This window comes from Streptomyces sp. NPDC006487, assembly GCF_042870555.1.
In the GTDB taxonomy this organism is placed as follows: domain Bacteria; phylum Actinomycetota; class Actinomycetes; order Streptomycetales; family Streptomycetaceae; genus Streptomyces.
Genome location: NZ_JBIAHN010000022.1, coordinates 21,851 through 36,930 on the forward strand (window position 1 = coordinate 21,851; position 15,080 = coordinate 36,930).

Consider the following 15,080-nt stretch of genomic DNA (forward strand, 5'->3'; position numbering starts at 1 on the left):
GGTGGCGCTTCTCGGCATCCACCGACCAGCAGAAGGTTTCCATCAGTGCGTCAACATGCAGGCTCTGGGCCCTGGAGGAGGGGATTCCAGACGGCCGGCAGGTCCGCCCGCGGAGTCCTGCCCCTGGCCCTCGTGGCCACTCTCATCTCGGCGGCGCCAGCAGTCGCCGAGGATCCCCCCGGAACATCGCTCACCGACCGCGGCAGGGTGCTGGAAGTCTGGAAGTCCGCAGGTCCCGCGGCCCGGGCCGGCGCCGAACAGGCGCTCACCGGTACCAACCAGCAGGTGCGCGACTACCTGGCCGACGGTCAGAAGGTCGCGGAAGAACTGGACCTGCGCGAGGCCGCCCTCACCCTCGTCACCGAAGCCGGTCCCGGCGTCAGCGAGGCGGCAGCCAACGCCCTCAAGGGCACCCCGGACCAGCTCGCCGTGTTCATGAAGGACGGCTGGAAGCAGCCCCTGGCGGACGACCAGCGCGTCGCGGCGGCACTGGCCACCGAGGCGGGCAGCACCGGGGTCCGCGAGGCGGGCGACGCCGCAATGCGGGGGAGCATCGACGACATACGCGCCTTCCTCAACGAGGGCCAGTACAAGCAGCGTGACGACGACGCCCGGGTCCGGGTCGCGCAGATCGAATCCGCCGGCGGCCCGGCCACCAAGCGCGCCGCGGCCGCGGCCCTGGCCACCGGCATCGGCGAAGTGCGGGACTTCCTCGCCTACGGGCAGTACATCACCCGTGCCCAGGACCAGGAGCACGCCAGCGTCAGCGACCTGGCCAAGCAGACCGCCGACGCCGCGGTCGCCGCCAACAAGGCCAAGGTCAGTGCCGAGGGCCAGGCGAAGAAGGCCAAGACCGCCGCCGGTCTGGCGAAGCAGGAAGCCGCCGTCGCCGCGGCAGAGACCCTCGCCGCGAAGAACGACGCCGACAAGGCCGAGGACGCAGCCCGCCGTGCCGCGGAATCCTCCAGGCGCGCCGCCGAGGCCGCGAAGGCCGCCATCTCGGCTGCCCGAGCCGCCAACGCCGCGGCCCAGACCGCGATCACCGCGGCGGCCAACGCCTCCACCGCGGCCCAGCGCGCTTCCCATGCCGCAAGCCGGGCGTGGTCGGCCGCGGCGTCCGGCAAGGTCAACGAGCAGGCGGCCGCCGACGCGGCGAAGGCGGCCACGGACGCCGAGAAGATCGCCGACACCCTCGACGCGATGCTGCAGACGGCCAGGGCGGCGAAGGACGCGCTGACCGCCTCCCTCGGAGCCATCGAGGACATGAACGCCGCCGCGGCCAGCGCTGACGCCGCAGCCGGCTACGCGGCCCAGGCCGGGGCCAGCGCAGGCCAGGCCAAGGCGGCCGCAGCCGCTGCGGAGCGCCACGCGGCGGAAGCCCGCCGTGCCTCCCTGGCGGCGCAGGCCCACGCGGAGGACGCCATCAAGGCCGCGGAACAAGCCCGCGACGCCGCGCGATCCTCCGCCGATCACGCACGCAAGGCCGCGGAAGCGGCCCGAAAGGCGAACGAGCACGCCGCCGGCTCACAGGCCGCGGCCAACGCCGCCAAGGTGAACGCCGCCGAGGCGCTCAAGGCCGCCCAGGCCGCGACGGCCGCCGTCACCAAGGCACAGGAGATCCAGGCCAAGACCCGCAAGGGAGAGGCCGACGAGATCGCCGTACGCACCACCTTGCTGGTCAACGAGGCCCGCGACGCCAAGGCCGCTACCGACGCCACCAAAACCCAGATCACCAAGGTCAAGCAGGAAGCCCTCCAGCTCCAGACCGACTTCGACACGCTCGCCGCCCAGGCCGCCAACCCGAACGCCCCGCCCGCGGACGTCGCGGCCGCCGGCCGCCGTATGGCCATGACGGCCCTGCAGATCCGCGGCCCCTGGAGCCGCGCCGCCGCCGAGCAGGCCCTGGCCGGCGACGAAGCCACCGTCATCGCCTACGCACGGACCAGCTGGAAGTCGGCGGAGAACGAGGACGAGAAGGAAGCCGTAGACGTCCTCGCACGGCAGTCCCCCTACGCAGATGTCCGCACGGCGGCCGCTGCCGCGCTGGCGGGAACCCCGGAGCAGGTCCACACCTTCCTCGCCGTCGGCCAGTACCGGGCCGCAGCGCCCGACAACCGCATCGAAGTGGCCCGCCTCGCCGAGGCCGGCGGAGTGGGAGTCAAGGAAGCCGCCCAGGCAGCACTGGCCGACCCCGACCCCAAGACACTCGACACCTTCCTCCAGCAAGGGCAGCACCAGGCCCGCATCGAGGACTACCGGGTCGAAGCCGCCCGGCTCGCCGAGGGCGGCGGTGCGGAGGTCAAGGCCGCAGCCGAAGCCGCACTCGCCAGCCCCGACACCAACCTGATCACCTTCGTCACCTCGGGCCAGCACAAGGCCGCTCGACGCGACCAGCTCAACGCCGCGCACGTCGAGCAGATCAAGTCGATCATCGCCACGGCCAGCGAAACCGCCTCCCTGGCCTACAAGTCCGCCTACGACGCCGCCGAATGGGCCGAGAAGGCCCAGGACCACGCGGACCTCGCCAAGGAGCAGGCCGCCAAGGCCACCAAGTCCGCCGAGGAGGCCAAGGACCACGCCGCCCGGGCCTTGGCGGCCGCCGAGAAAGCCAGCGCATCGGCACGTTCCGCAGCCGCCTCCGCGACCTCGGCCCGCCAAGCCGAGGAGCGGGCCGCCACCAGTGCCCGCAAGGCCAGGAACGCCGCGATATCCGCCCAGGCCAGCTACGGCGCCGCCCAGGGATACGCCGCGAGCGCCTTCCAGGCGGCCGACCAGGCCCGCCAGTCGGCCCTCAACGCGGGCGAGAGCGCCGCACAGGCCCAACAGAAGTTCGAGTCCACCGTCGACCGGTACCAGAAGGAGCGCTACCTGGAGGCACAGCGCGCGCTGCTCGACAAGAAGGAAGCCGAACACGAGTCGAGGATGCAGCAGGAGTCGGAAGCCGGCGGCTCCTCCGAGACCCTCGCCCTGGTCCAAGGCCTCATCGGCAACGGCGTCCCGCCCGGCATGAGCCTCAAGGACTTCATCCACCTCCGGCTGGATGAACTCGGCCTGATCCCCGTCATCGGCGAACCCGCCGACGCCGTGAACTGCATCGCCTACGGAGTGGAGAGCGGACTCAACAAGTACGGTTTGGGGGAGAAGGACGCGTGGAAGGACGCCCTCCTCTCTTGCGCCTCCATGCTTCCCATCGGAGGCTGGCTGGCCGCGCCGTTGAAGGGCGCGCGCTGGGCGGAGAAGTTCGGCACTTCGGCCAGCGAGATCTTCGACTCGATCGGCAACCTCTTCAAGCGGAACCCCTGCGAGAACAGCTTTCCCGCCGGAACCCTGGTGCTCATGGGCGACGGATCGGCGGTCCCCATCGAGCGAGTCCAGGTCGGCGACCAGGTCCGCGCAACCGATCCCCTGACCGGTGAGTCGGGACCGCGGCAAGTCGACGCCACCATCTACACACCCGACGACCGGGACTTCGCGGCCATCACCCTCGACTCGTCCGTGGGCGGAGGCAGCCTGACATCGACCGGGAACCACCCGTTCTGGTCGGTCAAGTCCCGCCAGTGGACGCAAGCGGCGGAGCTCAACGCCGGCGACGAGCTGCTGCTGCCCAGCGGGGACCGGGCACCGATCGTCAGGGTGCACCGCTGGAAGGGTCTGCAGCCCGCGTACAACCTCACAGTCAATGACCTCAGTACCTACTATGTGCTGGCGGGCACCACCCCGGTCCTGGTCCACAACAACCGTTGCCTGACGGGCAATGTGACAGGCCCCAACGGGGAGACGTTCTGGCTTCCCAAGGGACGCAAGGCCATCGCCCAGGCCGAGAGTGGGAAGGGCTGGGTCTACGAGATTAAGAAGAGCGAGGCGATAGCCAACGGCCTGCACCCCAAGGTGCGCTACGCCCGTGTCATGGACCCGGTGACAACGGGCCCTCACCCGAAGCCCAAGGGATACGTGAACTACATGAACGAAATCGGCCAAACGATGAATCCGATCACGGGTAAGGCCGGTCTTTCCAACGCCGACCCCTACAACCACATCAAGTTCCAATGACTCTCATCGAAGATCTCTACACCGATGCCGCCGGGACATCGCGGAACTCCCTCGAATGGGATCCGCTACGTGAGGCCGACGCTCTGCAGGAAGCCGGCCTGATCGATTGCAGGGTGTGCCCTCTCACGGGTCGTACCGGGCTGCTCCTGGACATGAGGACCGCCCTGCACTACCGCACCGGCAATGCCGCCCTGCTCGTGGTCAGCGGACTCCATTCCTTCCAGTGGAGCGAGCAGCCGCTGGAGCGCGACCTTCTCCCCTTCACGGTCATGTCGAGCACTCCCATGACGGACAGCAGGACGTGGCGGATGGAGATCGGTCTGTTTCCGGATGGCAGGCTCGCCGTCGCCGGAGCGCGGGCAGAGTTCCATCTCTTCAAGGTTGAAGGAATCCCGGACGGACCACCCGACTACATGGGGCGTCGTCTCGACGAGGTCAGGCATGAGCTTCCCTGGTGGGATTCCGCCTGCGCCGTTCTCCAGGCGTCCACATCAGCGGGAGCCGACGCGAGCAAGTAACGCTCAGAGTGGCCAAGGCCAATGAAGGGTGAGTGCCCGCTCGACTGCGGGCACTCACCCACTGAGCGGCACTGTCACGTTGTCCGGGCGTCTGGGATGGGTGTCCCGCTTCCGCAGCAGGGTGTCGGCGGGGCGGCCGTGCTCGGTGAACGGAGAATCGGTCGCCCGGGTGATACGGGCAATAATGCGGTCCTTACCGTTGAGGTCGTTGACCTTGAGCGCGGTGCCGAAGGCGGCGTTGTACAGCTTGAGGTAGTCGCCGGGGGAAAACAGGTCCTCGATGTCGCTGTCCTTCACGCCGTCAGTGAAGGTGTCGGTGAGCAGGAGTCGTTTGGGGGCCAGCAGTCCCTTGTTGGCGAGGGATTTGATCTTGGCGAATCCAGCCGGGGTGCTGTCGATGAGGACGGTGGCCTGGAGGTTGGTGCCGATGAGGGCAACGAAGACGGGGATGTGCGTGGCGCCGCCAACGGTCAGCATTCGCCAGCGTTCGTCGAGGTGGGTGCGTCCTGATTCCTTCAGGAGATCGCTGATGAGCGTGAGGTAGGTGTAGTCGCTCGCGCCTTCGACCAGGAGGTTGTCGGGGCCGACGAAGAGGCTTTGGGCGATGTCGTAGCCGAGAGCCGCCTGCAGGGGGAAGAGCGAGTCGCCGGTGACGGCAAGGACCTCGTCGGTGACGACGGCGCCTGCGGCCGGGCCGCGGTCTTCGACGATCCGTACACGGTCGAGGCGGGCGGTCTCGACCATAAACGGTGAGTGGGTGGTGTAAATGACCTGGGCGACCGGGGCGAGGCGCTCGTTGATGAAGCGCAGGAAATCCGCCTGAGCGCGGCCGTGGAGGCTCCGTCCAGGTTCGTCGAGCAGAACGACAACGCCATGGGGGTAGTCCTCGAACGCGGTGAATGCAGCGAGGAAGCTGAAGAACCACTGGAAGCCGGTGGATCGGGCACAGAAGTTGTTGGTGAACGGGTGCCGACGGTCCTTGACCCGGATGTCGAGGTGGCTGGCGACAGCCGTTGGGGTGGTGGACCGTCTGCTTGTCCAGGTCGATCTCTACGGACAGGTCCGGATTCTGCTTCCAGTACTCGAAGACCTGCTGTGTGAGGTCGTTGCCGACCGCTTCGAGCTCCGCCTTGCGCTCTTCAAAGTCCTCAGACGACAGAGCCCCCGCCGTCGTGCTGACGAGCGCCAGCAGCGCCCGGGCCGTCTGGATGCCGGAGGTGCCGGACTCCTCCTCCCGGCCGACCAACTCCGCGAGGGCGATCCGGCCGGGAAGGTTCTGGTACTCGCCGAAGTAGAAGAACTTCGGCTCACGGTCCCGCAAGATGTGTAGCGCCCGGTGCCGCGCGCTCTTCTTCTCGTCCAGCCGCTGACGTGCACCCCGGCAATCTCCATGACAGGCCGGCGCCCCGCGGTGACGGTGCGCGGCTCGGTCGCCAGCCCCAGCGCCTCACAGACCTCGGCGGCCACGATCTCGTTGTAGAGCGAGGGTGCGGCGATGGTGTTCTCGAACAAGACCTCCGGGTGGATCGACCCCCATTTCCCGTCCAGGCGCTGCCCCTTCACCGACAGCAGCAGGTGGTCCTGGAGGAGAGGCAATCCCGAGCCTGCTTCGTAGTGGCGGAAGCGGGCCACGACCAGGCCGCCGGGCGGCCGGACGTTGTAGATGCCGTCCTTGCCGTACCGGATCACCGCGACCTCGTCCTCGATCCACTCCAGCACCCGCTCGATCGCGCGCTCGTGCCCTCGTGCGCGGCCTCGATCGGCAGCCGGGTCGCGTCATCGCCAAGCGCCCAAAGGAAGTAGATCGTCAGCCGCGGCCGGAATACGAGATCGAACCCTGTGACGTCCACCCGCCGCCCGAGAGCGCCGGCTCGCACCGCCACCTTCGGGGACTTCCCCCCGGCCAGTTCCTCGGCCTCGATCCGGTCCGCAGACGGGTGCCGGCCCCGCTCCCCGCACAGGTTCCGCAGCTGGCTCTCGGTGACCTCCTCCCCCGCCGCCAGTCCGAGCACGGCAAGGCCGCGGCCCATCCATCGCCCGGCCGGGGCACCGGCCTCCTCCTGAGCCTTGCGAAGAGGTGTGCGGGGCGGGCGGAGGCCGTCGCCAACGACGACCTGGCGCAGGTCGTAGCGGTACATCTGACCGGCTCGAATGATCGCGACATCCATCGATACCCGAAGGAGACCACCGTCCCCACCTTCGAGCCTCTCCCCCGCTTCACCACCGATCTCCACCACCTCACCCCCGCCCAGCGTCGGCATTTCCGCCGCATCGTCCTGGACGCCTTCGTGCCCGACCTGCGCACTGGTCGGCCCTTCCGGCCCGGCTTGCGCGTGTTGGGCGTGCGGGCCGCCCTAAGGAACTACGAGCTGGCTGCGCCTCCTTTTTCGGGAGACGTCGTCGGCCGGGGGTGCTGTCACGGGTGGGTACCGAAACCCTCGGCTCTACCCGCGGATCGACGACGATGGGCATCCTCGACTTACCGGGACGGGGCGAGTGGTTCGGGGGGGTGCAGGCGTGGCGGGTGAGCGTGTGGATCGGGGCCGACGGGGTTGGGCTGCGATTCGGCTGTTGGGGGCGCCGGTGGGAGCCACAATTACGGGCGGGATCGCGTGGGGAGTCGCGCGGATCGGGCTGGAGACGGCGGATCAGCTCGCCAGCGTGATAGGCGGGAGCGTCGGCGTGCTCGCTCTCGTCGTCTCGCTGATCGCCCTGCGGTCTCCCGCTCCGACCGCTTCACCCGTTGGGAACAGGGGGGTGGGTGGGCGTTGGGTGCGGACGGCCGCCGCTCACCCCTCCCACCGTGCTCCGGCTGTCCAGGACACCATTCGCGGCCGCGACAGCTAGGCGGTCTCGTTTGGATCACCGGGCCGACCAGAGGAAGATGCCTGCGATGTGGAGTCCGGCGAGGTAGATGATTGCGGTCTTCTCGTAGCGTGTGGCAATGCCCCGCCATTGCTTGAGGCGGTTGATGCACCGTTCGACGGTGTTGCGCTGTTTGTAGGTCTCGCGGTCGAAGGCGGGCGGTCTGCCGCCCCGGCTGCCTCGTCGGAGCCGATGGCCCTGCTGGTCCGCCGGGACGGGGATCACCGCTCGGATATCGCGCCTGCGTAGGTGCTCGCGGATGGCGCGTGAGGAATAGGCCTTGTCGGCCAGGACTACGTCCGGTCGGGTGCGCGGTCGTCCGCGCCGTCGGGGTACGCGCAGACGGGCCATGACGTCCACGAAGGCTGGTGCGTCACCGGCCTGGCCAGCGGTGAGGAAGAAGACGAGGGGCCGGCAGCGGTCGTCGGCTGCGAGATGAATCTTGGTGGTCAGTCCGCCGCGGGAGCGGCCGATGGCGTGGTCTGCCGGTTCGTCGGCCGGGGCCCCCTTTTACGGGCCCCGGCCGCATGCTGGTGAGCTCGCACGATCGTGGAGTCCACCGACACGACCCAGGTCAGGTCCCTCTCGGCATCGGCCTTTGCCATCAGCGCGGTGAACACCCGCTCCCAGGTGCCGTCGAGGGCCCACATCCGTAGCCGGTTATAGACGCCTCGCCAGTTGCCGTACTCCTCTGGCAGGTGGACCCACTGGATGCCGGTCTGGAACTTGAAGGCGATCGCGTCGATCACCTGACGATGATCTCTCCACCGGCCACCCCGTTTCGGTGTCCGGTCCGGAAGCAGCGGTTCGATCCGTGCCCATTGCACATCGGTCAACGGCATGACCTGACAACGAGAACCAGCGTTACTGGACGCTGTCCTCATCAGCCACGTCCGGAACCTGGCGCCGTGCTTCTGACAACCACAGCCCGTCGCCACCGCGTGTCATGGACTCATCGGTTACCTCGGCGACTTCTTCCAGGTAGTCCAACCGGGCCTGCGCCAAGCTCAGCCGACCGTTGGGACCACCCCGGACGACGTGAGCGTCCACATCATCCTGCCCGTCGTCCTCCCAGCCGCACTCTGGACAGATCTCGAAGTTTGCCCGCTCCTCCAACGTTCGCTGGAAGCAGCATGGGCACGCGATGAGGTCGTTCGCGGCGTGATTCGCGGAATGGATGGGCGTTTCATCAGAGACCATGGCCGCCATCGTCCCGCTCCCCGGAGTGATCCACAATAAACGGCCTAGCTCGCCGAACTCCATAGCCTGGCGGCAGGCCGGGACGTCGGACTCGTCGTGGTCTGCGGGACCGGCGGCCTGGGCAAGACCACCCTCGCCGCGCAGGCCGCCAGACGGGCCGAGACGCAAGGGCGGGCGGTGTTCTGGGTTCGGTGGCAGGACGATGCCGCCCGCCTTGCCCACGACCTCACACGCATCGCCCAGGAACTAGGACTCCCCGTACCCCGGCTCAACGACGCCCAGAGCGGCCGTACCGCGCTGGTCGACGTGGTGTGGGAACAGCTAGCGGCGATACGGGGGTGGGTGATCGTGATCGACAACGTAGACACTCCCCGCAACCTCGGGCCCAGCAGCGACCCGGTGGGCTCCTACCGTGGTTGGGTGCGCCCCGACGGCGGCGGACTCCTCCTGGTCACCACCCGCGACACCTCGCGCGCCACCTGGGGGGCCCAGGCCCGCCTCCTCCCCCTCGAGCCCCTGGCCGCCGACGACGCGGGCGCGGTGCTGCGTGATGCCGCGCCCGCGGCCGGCACGGCGGCCGAGGCCGCCGCCCTCGGGGAACGGCTCGGCGGACTCCCCCTCGCCCTGCACACCGCGGGGCACTACCTCGCCAACCCCACCAGCCGCTACCGCACCTTCGCCGCCTACCACGATGCCCTCGCCGCCGAGTTCTCCGACCTCCTCGGAGCCGACCACCCACAGGCTGCCGACCCGGAGGTCGCCCGCAGCGTGGTTCGGCACACCTTCGATCTTTCCCTCACCCAGCTCCACACCGACGGCTACACGCTTGCGCGCCCCACCCTGTTCCTCCTCGCCCTCTTGGCCCCCGCCCCCGTCCCCCGTGCACTTCTCGCCCCCGCCCTCCTTACCGACGCCACCGGGCAGAGGGTCACCGCGGCCGAACTCGATGCCGCCCTCGCCGCCCTCCACCAGTACGGCTTGATCAACACTCCAGCCACACCGCGGGAAGGCAGTGCCGGCAGGCTCATGGTTGGACAAGTCGTGCTGCACCCCTTGGTCCACGAAGTCATCGCTCTCACCACACCCCGCGGCACGGATCGCGCCACTTGCTACGCCGCCATCGATATCCACCTCGCGGAAGCCGTTCGCGACACCATCAGCGCGGGTCGCGCCGGCTGGCCCAGCGCCCGTCTCCTCGCCCCACACCTCCCGTCTCTCCTCCACCGCACAACCTCAACCGACTTCACCACCATCCGCGACCTGCTTAACGACCTCGCCGGCACTCTCCAGAACTCGGGGGATGCTGCCGAACAGCACCGACTACGTCAGTGCGTCCTCGACGGCGAAGCCCGCCACCTCGGCCCGGACCACCGCGACACCCTCACCACCCGCAACTTCCTCGCCACGACGTTCAGCGATCTCGGCTGCCACCAAGAGGCCGCCGACCTCCACCAGCAAAACCTCACCGACTACGAACGCGTCCTCGGCGCCGACCACCCCGACACCCTGATCACCCGCAACAACCTCGCCACGGCAGTCCATTCGCTCGGTCAACCCCGGATGGCGGCCGACCTCCACGAGCAAGTCCTCGCCGACCGCGAACGCGTCCTCGGCCCAGACCACCCCAACACGCTCACCACCCGCAGCAACCTCGCGATAGCACGGGCCGCGGTAGCGCGCACGCAACGGCGATCGTGGCTGTGGCGACGCTCTCGACGTTGACCGGACCGGCGGGTTCCGCCACCGGGCCGCCCCCGTCCAGACATCCCCACGGCCTGGATACTGGAAATGCCCCTGGTCCGCCCCGCCGGGCGCGGCACGTCGGGGCGCGGATCGTACAGCGTGCAAGCAGGGCCACCACGTCAGCCCGGTAGAGAGGCGACCCCTCCGTCAACGTCATCCAGCTGGCCCATGGCGTCGGAGAGCAGTCCCTCAAGCAGCCGCCGACGAGGATGGCGTACGTCTGGTGCGGCCTCGTAGTCCTGAAAGCCTTCAGCCCCGACCTGCGCACCGGATGTCCCGGCCGGCCTGGCCTACACGTGAAGAATGTGCGTCGCTGCCGAGGTCTACAAGCTCACCTGGGCGCTGAACGGGCGCGCCAGCGGTCGTACGGGCCCGAGCTGCACCACGGTCGCTGGATCGTGGCGCGCAGCGTCGGCACCCACAGGATCCTCAGTGGACCGTGACTGCGAACGCGCCTTGGCCCGAGCATCTCAAATCCGGGGACACCGCGCCGCCGGTGCGGGTTGGATCGGGGCACACCCCCGACACCGAGAGGGCCCGTTGCTCAGGCGAGCAACGGGCCCTCTAGTCGTGCGAGCAGCGATCCTTCTGCCGTATTCCGTACCGGTGTGCGGGACGCGGCGCAGCCAGTGCAGGGTTTTGGGCTATGGGGCTGTGAGGATCCCTGCCGCCTGCATGAGTAGGACAACGACCGGTGTGGTGACGATGAAGGCCGCACCCCCGCGGGCCGCGACGTCCGCGTACGAGGTCTTTGCAAGCCTAGCCAGCATGCCTGCGGCCAGCCCCGCCACAAAGGCGACCAGAAGAGCGATGGAGATGAGTGGAGCTCGCCCGAGGGCACCGGCTACGCCGCCTCCCCTACGGACCGCCGCCATGGCCTCCTACGACGGCAAGCTGCACGCCGTCTACCCGGGCGAAAAGGACGACGCCCTGCTCCACGGCACCTGGACCGCGGACGGCGGCGGGACCCGGCCGGTCATCCTCGAGGGCCACTACTCCAACAACACGCCCGCCCTCGTCGCGTACAAAGGAGGGACCGGCCGGCGCGGAGCTCGAGGTGATATTGCTCGTGCACCACGGGGTCGACCGGTACGTGGCGCCCGTCCCAATGTGGGTGTATGCGAGCTGGTCCTTGCGGTCGGCCATGTACTGGCCGGCGTCGACGAAGGAGTGGACATCGTTGACGGCTGCGTTCAGCGCGATCTTCGCGGCAGCCTTGACCTCGGGACCGCCGTCGTTGAACAGCTTGGTGGCGGTGGCCCGCTCGTCGATGCTGCGCGCGCCGAACTGAGTGTTCTTGATGAAGGTGAGCAGCGCCTTGGTGGTGCCGTCCTCCAGCGCCTTCTTGGCGGCTTCCTTCACACTGGTGCTGCCCTCGTTGGAGAGCTTGGTGATTTCGACGCGGTAGTCGGTCTTGGCCGCCTCGTGCTGACCCGTGGTGTAGAAGTCGCGGATCGTCTTGCGGTCGTGCCCCAGGTGCCGGGCGATCGCCGAGATCGACCAGCCTGTCGACGCAGCGCGTGAGCATCCACGTCTTCCTCCCAGGTGAGCATCCAGGGCTGCTGAGGGACAGTCCCATGAAAGGTAGTTCGCGGATACCGAAGCCGCGGTTGCTGATTAGTGCGCCGAGCGCGGCAGCGAGCCTGGTCTCGGCGGGGCGGCGGCCCGGCAATGGCGGCTGCACGAAAGGTTCTGCATCGCAGTGGCTGACGCGGTATGCGAACTGCCTCGTGACCCTGGCGTCGCGCTCCGGGGGAAGGAGTTCCGCCGGCACAGCGTGGCCTGCGACGACGAGAAGGTCGGCAGCCGGTATGTCGAGTTCGGCGGAAAATGCGATAAGTCGCTGCGGGGCGGTGCCAGTTCCGCTCGCGGTCAGGCTCCGCAGGATGGCGGTTCCTTCCAAGTGAGGAAGGTAGCGGCTGGGCTGTCAAGACAGCCGAGAGCCGCCGTCGTACGGTGGCTGGCTGCAGCCGCAGTCGTCGCTACCAAGGACGGCGGGAGCCTGCGACTGGTCGAGATGCCAGTCACGTGCCTTCACCCGCGTCAGTTCGGCGGGCTGCCATCATGCTCGGATGGCCTACGACATAGTGTTCTTCCTCGCCCCCGACGACGAAGCCGCCGCTGAGACGCGCCTGCGGGGACCTGGTGAGACCTTTGAATCTGTGACCTGCCGATTTATCGAGCCGGACAGTGCCATCGCCGAGTGGGACATGTACTTCCAGGAGCCTTCAGCCGAGGCCCCGCCGTTGGAGCAGGTCTATGCGTGGCGGCCGTGGCCGGCGTGGGTCACTGAACCCTTGAACGATGGCGTTGAGGTGTTCGCTTTGCCGAAGCAGCTGACACGAGCGCTCGCCAAGGCGAGTTCCGCCGAACTCGAAGAGCTCACCAGCCGCTGGACCGCGCGGCTCTGGTCTGAGGACGGCGACGAGATGACCGACGATGATCTTCTGGCGGTCTTGCAGGGCGTTGCCCGGCTCGCGGAGTCTGCGGTGAACACGGGTGGCGGCCTCTACATCTGGAGCTTCTGACCCACCCCGCGCGAGGGACGCTCGTTCTTGACGCCGCCGCATGCCAGGAGCTCGGTCCCAGTGGCGTCGAAGTACAGGGTGAAGAACCAGGACCAGTCTGTTGTGACGATATTGCCGGTACGCAGTCGCTCGTCGTGTGGCCGAGCGCGGAGGACCTCAACGGTCTCGTCGAGGCCGAGGGTCACCAGGCCGATTTTCAACGACCGCCTCAGCCTTCTCGCAGCGATGCCGAGGACCATCCACTGTGGCGGCTGCCCGTCGTCGAGCACTACCTCGGCACCGGCGGCGATGGCGTCGCGTGCTGCCTTGCAGGCACTAGTCCGGCCTTTGAGCATCGGAGTAATGTCGGGCTGACTTGGGGTCTCGTCCTCGGTGACCATACGGCGGCTGTAGGGAGCCAACACGGGCGTTGCTACAGGATTCGGCGGGGCCTGCCGGGGTGCACAACCACTCTGCGTGTCCCCCGGCTCAGTCGAGCTGAACCAGCTGCCCCGCCTGGGGCGCTCCGAATGATGGGCTGCGGGAGCCGTCAGGACCGCCTACACGGCGGCGCGTCGGTCCGAGGGCCCGCGGGCTTTCGGACCGGCAGGCCGCCGAGGCGGTCCGCTGCCGCATCGACTTCAAGTACGCGATGGCCATGGAGCTGGACGACCCCGGGTTCCACCACAGCGTGCTGGCCGATTTCCGCGACCGCCTCGCCGAAGACGGCCGTGCTGACCGCCTCCTCGACCTCGCGCTGGCCCGCCTCAAGGAGGCCGGGCTGGTGCAGGAGCGCACCACCCAGCGCACCGACTCCACCCATGTGCTGGCCGTGGTGCGTGACCTGACCCGTCTGAAGCTGATCACCGAAGCGGTCCGCGCCGCCCTGCAAGAAGTCGCCGGCACCTCCCCTCGCCTGCTCGATGAGCTGGTCGATGAGGGCTGGGGGTGCCGCTGGGGCCAGCCGGTCCGCCTGGGCAAAACCCCACCACGCCCATGACCAGGATCCTCGCCACCGGAAACGACGCCCCGCGGCTCCTGGAACACCTCTACCGGAACGGAAGACACCGCACCTCAGGTCCTCGTATCCAGGCTCTGCGGAAGATCATGGTGCAGAACTACCACCGTGACGCCGCGGGACGCCTGCGCTGGCGCACCGCCGAGAAGGAAGGCGGGCCCGGGCTGCCGCCCTCGTCCCGGGCGGTCGTCCCGCCCTACGACACCTCGGCCCGCTACACACGGCACGGACAGGTCATCAGCTGGAAGGGGTTCGCCGCTGATCTGACCGAGACCTGTGCTCCCGACGGCCCCAACGTGATCACGGAAGTGGTCACCACCGCGGCCACCACCCACGACAGCCAGGTCCTGCCCGGCATTCACACCCGTCTGGCCCGCCGCGGGCTGCTGCCCGCCGAGCACCTGGTCGGCGCCGGCTACATCTCCCTGCCCCACCTGGAACAAGCCGCCCGTGAATACCAGGTCACCGTCACCGGACCGCTGCCGGCCAACCCCACCCGGCAGCATCGCCAGGCCAAGAATTTCGCCCGGGACGACTTCCACATCGGCTACGACCGCCGGCAGGTTACCTGCCCCCAGGGCCAGGTCAGCGCGGGCTGGCACGGGCCCTACCCGACCTCCTCGCCCACCGCGGCCCCGCTGATCGTGGCCAGGTTCACCAAGAGCCAGTGCCGCCCCTGCACGGCCCGCACCCAGTGCACCACCACCGCCGACAACGCCCGCACCGTGGGCTTCCCTCCGCGAGAGCTCCGCGACCTGCAACTCCGCGTCCGCACCGAGCAACAGACACCCGAGTGGAAGAGCCGCTACGCGGTCCGCTCCGGAGTGGAGGGCACGGTCAACGAGTTCGCCCACGGACACGGCACGCGCCGCTGCCGCTACCGAGGACAGGGAAAGGCCCGCATCCAGCACGTCCTGACCAGCCATCGCCGTCAACATCGAGCGCCTCAGCGGACTGCCACCAACCGAGTAATCACCCACACCCGACGACCGACTGCCTCCCAGAACCACCTCGACCAGCGCCAGATGCCCCGGCCGAAGTCATGGCGAACCCTGACCACCTGACCTCGACAGCCCCAAGATCACCGACAGAGTCAAGCTCAGGGCCTGATGCGGTACCTCGACAGTGCAGGTCGGGGAACTAGGTGTGGCGGCTGGGGTGGAAGTCGCCTTTCCGGGT

The 15,080-nt window shown here is 68.7% G+C and carries 12 protein-coding genes and 3 pseudogenes; 7 read left to right on the top strand and 8 right to left on the bottom strand.

The features are described 5' to 3' along the window. Positions 1 to 132: 132 nt before the first annotated feature. Positions 133 to 4,050 (top strand): polymorphic toxin-type HINT domain-containing protein, encoded by a 3,918-nt coding sequence (locus ACFYM0_RS32880; protein WP_388507857.1) that lies wholly within the window; start codon positions 133 to 135, stop codon positions 4,048 to 4,050. Then, on the top strand, positions 4,047 to 4,568 hold the full coding sequence (locus ACFYM0_RS32885; RefSeq protein ID WP_388507859.1) for a hypothetical protein: 522 nt from the start codon (positions 4,047 to 4,049) through the stop codon (positions 4,566 to 4,568). Before ACFYM0_RS32880 ends, ACFYM0_RS32885 begins: the two co-directional genes overlap by 4 nt. 54 nt (positions 4,569 to 4,622) lie before the next feature. On the opposite strand, the gene ACFYM0_RS32890 is transcribed toward ACFYM0_RS32885, so the two are convergent. Together ACFYM0_RS32890 and ACFYM0_RS32895 are read right to left on the bottom strand one after the other, a co-directional pair. After that, a complete protein-coding gene (locus ACFYM0_RS32890; RefSeq protein ID WP_388507862.1) occupies positions 4,623 to 5,312 on the bottom strand; it encodes a hypothetical protein in 690 nt (229 codons plus the stop codon). Positions 5,313 to 5,366: 54 nt separating this feature from the next. Next, positions 5,367 to 5,558, bottom strand: a pseudogene (locus ACFYM0_RS32895) (hypothetical protein); the annotation flags it as partial. Between ACFYM0_RS32895 and ACFYM0_RS32900 the strand changes: the two are divergent. Beyond that, a complete protein-coding gene (locus ACFYM0_RS32900; protein WP_388508120.1) occupies positions 5,557 to 5,898 on the top strand; it encodes a hypothetical protein in 342 nt (113 codons plus the stop codon). The pseudogene ACFYM0_RS32895 and the gene ACFYM0_RS32900 overlap by 2 nt on opposite strands. Positions 5,899 to 5,948: 50 nt before the next feature. Here the strand turns inward: ACFYM0_RS32900 and ACFYM0_RS32905 are convergent. The 4 genes and pseudogenes from ACFYM0_RS32905 to ACFYM0_RS32920 all read right to left on the bottom strand — a co-directional run. Further along, positions 5,949 to 6,287: pseudogene (locus ACFYM0_RS32905) on the bottom strand (relaxase domain-containing protein); the annotation flags it as partial. Next, positions 6,254 to 6,829, bottom strand: a complete 576-nt coding sequence (locus ACFYM0_RS32910; RefSeq protein WP_388507864.1) for a relaxase domain-containing protein — start codon at positions 6,827 to 6,829, stop codon at positions 6,254 to 6,256. The gene ACFYM0_RS32910 and the pseudogene ACFYM0_RS32905, both read right to left, overlap by 34 nt. A gap of 601 nt (positions 6,830 to 7,430) precedes the next feature. Then, positions 7,431 to 8,275, bottom strand: a pseudogene (locus tag ACFYM0_RS32915) (IS5 family transposase). Positions 8,276 to 8,297: 22 nt separating this feature from the next. Continuing rightward, the gene (locus ACFYM0_RS32920) at positions 8,298 to 8,642 is read right to left on the bottom strand and encodes a CPCC family cysteine-rich protein (RefSeq protein ID WP_388507867.1); all 345 of its coding nucleotides are present in this window, start codon (positions 8,640 to 8,642) and stop codon (positions 8,298 to 8,300) included. 57 nt (positions 8,643 to 8,699) lie between these two features. On the opposite strand from ACFYM0_RS32920, the gene ACFYM0_RS32925 reads away from it, so the two are divergent. Further along, positions 8,700 to 10,355 carry a tetratricopeptide repeat protein gene (locus ACFYM0_RS32925; protein ID WP_388508096.1) on the top strand — a complete coding sequence of 552 codons (1,656 nt, stop codon included), beginning with the start codon at positions 8,700 to 8,702 and terminating at the stop codon, positions 10,353 to 10,355. 879 nt (positions 10,356 to 11,234) lie between these two features. On the opposite strand, the gene ACFYM0_RS32930 is transcribed toward ACFYM0_RS32925, so the two are convergent. Next, complete coding sequence (locus tag ACFYM0_RS32930; protein ID WP_388508099.1) at positions 11,235 to 11,933, bottom strand: hypothetical protein; 699 nt, start codon at positions 11,931 to 11,933, stop codon at positions 11,235 to 11,237. 515 nt (positions 11,934 to 12,448) lie between these two features. Here ACFYM0_RS32930 and ACFYM0_RS32935 point away from each other — a divergent pair. Continuing rightward, positions 12,449 to 12,904 carry a hypothetical protein gene (locus ACFYM0_RS32935; protein WP_388507869.1) on the top strand — a complete coding sequence of 152 codons (456 nt, stop codon included), beginning with the start codon at positions 12,449 to 12,451 and terminating at the stop codon, positions 12,902 to 12,904. On the opposite strand, the gene ACFYM0_RS32940 is transcribed toward ACFYM0_RS32935, so the two are convergent. Beyond that, positions 12,886 to 13,284, bottom strand: coding sequence for a hypothetical protein (locus ACFYM0_RS32940; protein ID WP_388507872.1), 399 nt, complete (start codon positions 13,282 to 13,284; stop codon positions 12,886 to 12,888). The genes ACFYM0_RS32935 and ACFYM0_RS32940 overlap by 19 nt on opposite strands. Before the next feature lie 233 nt (positions 13,285 to 13,517). On the opposite strand from ACFYM0_RS32940, the gene ACFYM0_RS32945 reads away from it, so the two are divergent. Then, positions 13,518 to 13,883 carry a transposase gene (locus tag ACFYM0_RS32945; RefSeq protein WP_388508102.1) on the top strand — a complete coding sequence of 122 codons (366 nt, stop codon included), beginning with the start codon at positions 13,518 to 13,520 and terminating at the stop codon, positions 13,881 to 13,883. Then, positions 13,880 to 14,965, top strand: coding sequence for a transposase (locus ACFYM0_RS32950; RefSeq protein WP_388507875.1), 1,086 nt, complete (start codon positions 13,880 to 13,882; stop codon positions 14,963 to 14,965). Before ACFYM0_RS32945 ends, ACFYM0_RS32950 begins: the two co-directional genes overlap by 4 nt. The last annotated feature ends 115 nt before the right edge of the window (positions 14,966 to 15,080 follow it).

What these genes read in the sequence shown, in the direction of transcription:
- ACFYM0_RS32910 (WP_388507864.1), bottom strand. Translation starts at nt 6,829, where the DNA reads ATGCCGACGCTGGGCGGGGGTGAGGTGGTGGAGATCGGTGGTGAAGCG.
- ACFYM0_RS32950 (WP_388507875.1), top strand. Translation starts at nt 13,880, where the DNA reads ATGACCAGGATCCTCGCCACCGGAAACGACGCCCCGCGGCTCCTGGAA.
- ACFYM0_RS32920 (WP_388507867.1), bottom strand. Translation starts at nt 8,642, where the DNA reads ATGGCGGCCATGGTCTCTGATGAAACGCCCATCCATTCCGCGAATCAC.
- ACFYM0_RS32885 (WP_388507859.1), top strand. Translation starts at nt 4,047, where the DNA reads ATGACTCTCATCGAAGATCTCTACACCGATGCCGCCGGGACATCGCGG.
- ACFYM0_RS32935 (WP_388507869.1), top strand. Translation starts at nt 12,449, where the DNA reads ATGGCCTACGACATAGTGTTCTTCCTCGCCCCCGACGACGAAGCCGCC.
- ACFYM0_RS32890 (WP_388507862.1), bottom strand. Translation starts at nt 5,312, where the DNA reads ATGGTCGAGACCGCCCGCCTCGACCGTGTACGGATCGTCGAAGACCGC.
- ACFYM0_RS32900 (WP_388508120.1), top strand. Translation starts at nt 5,557, where the DNA reads ATGTCGAGGTGGCTGGCGACAGCCGTTGGGGTGGTGGACCGTCTGCTT.
- ACFYM0_RS32940 (WP_388507872.1), bottom strand. Translation starts at nt 13,284, where the DNA reads ATGGTCACCGAGGACGAGACCCCAAGTCAGCCCGACATTACTCCGATG.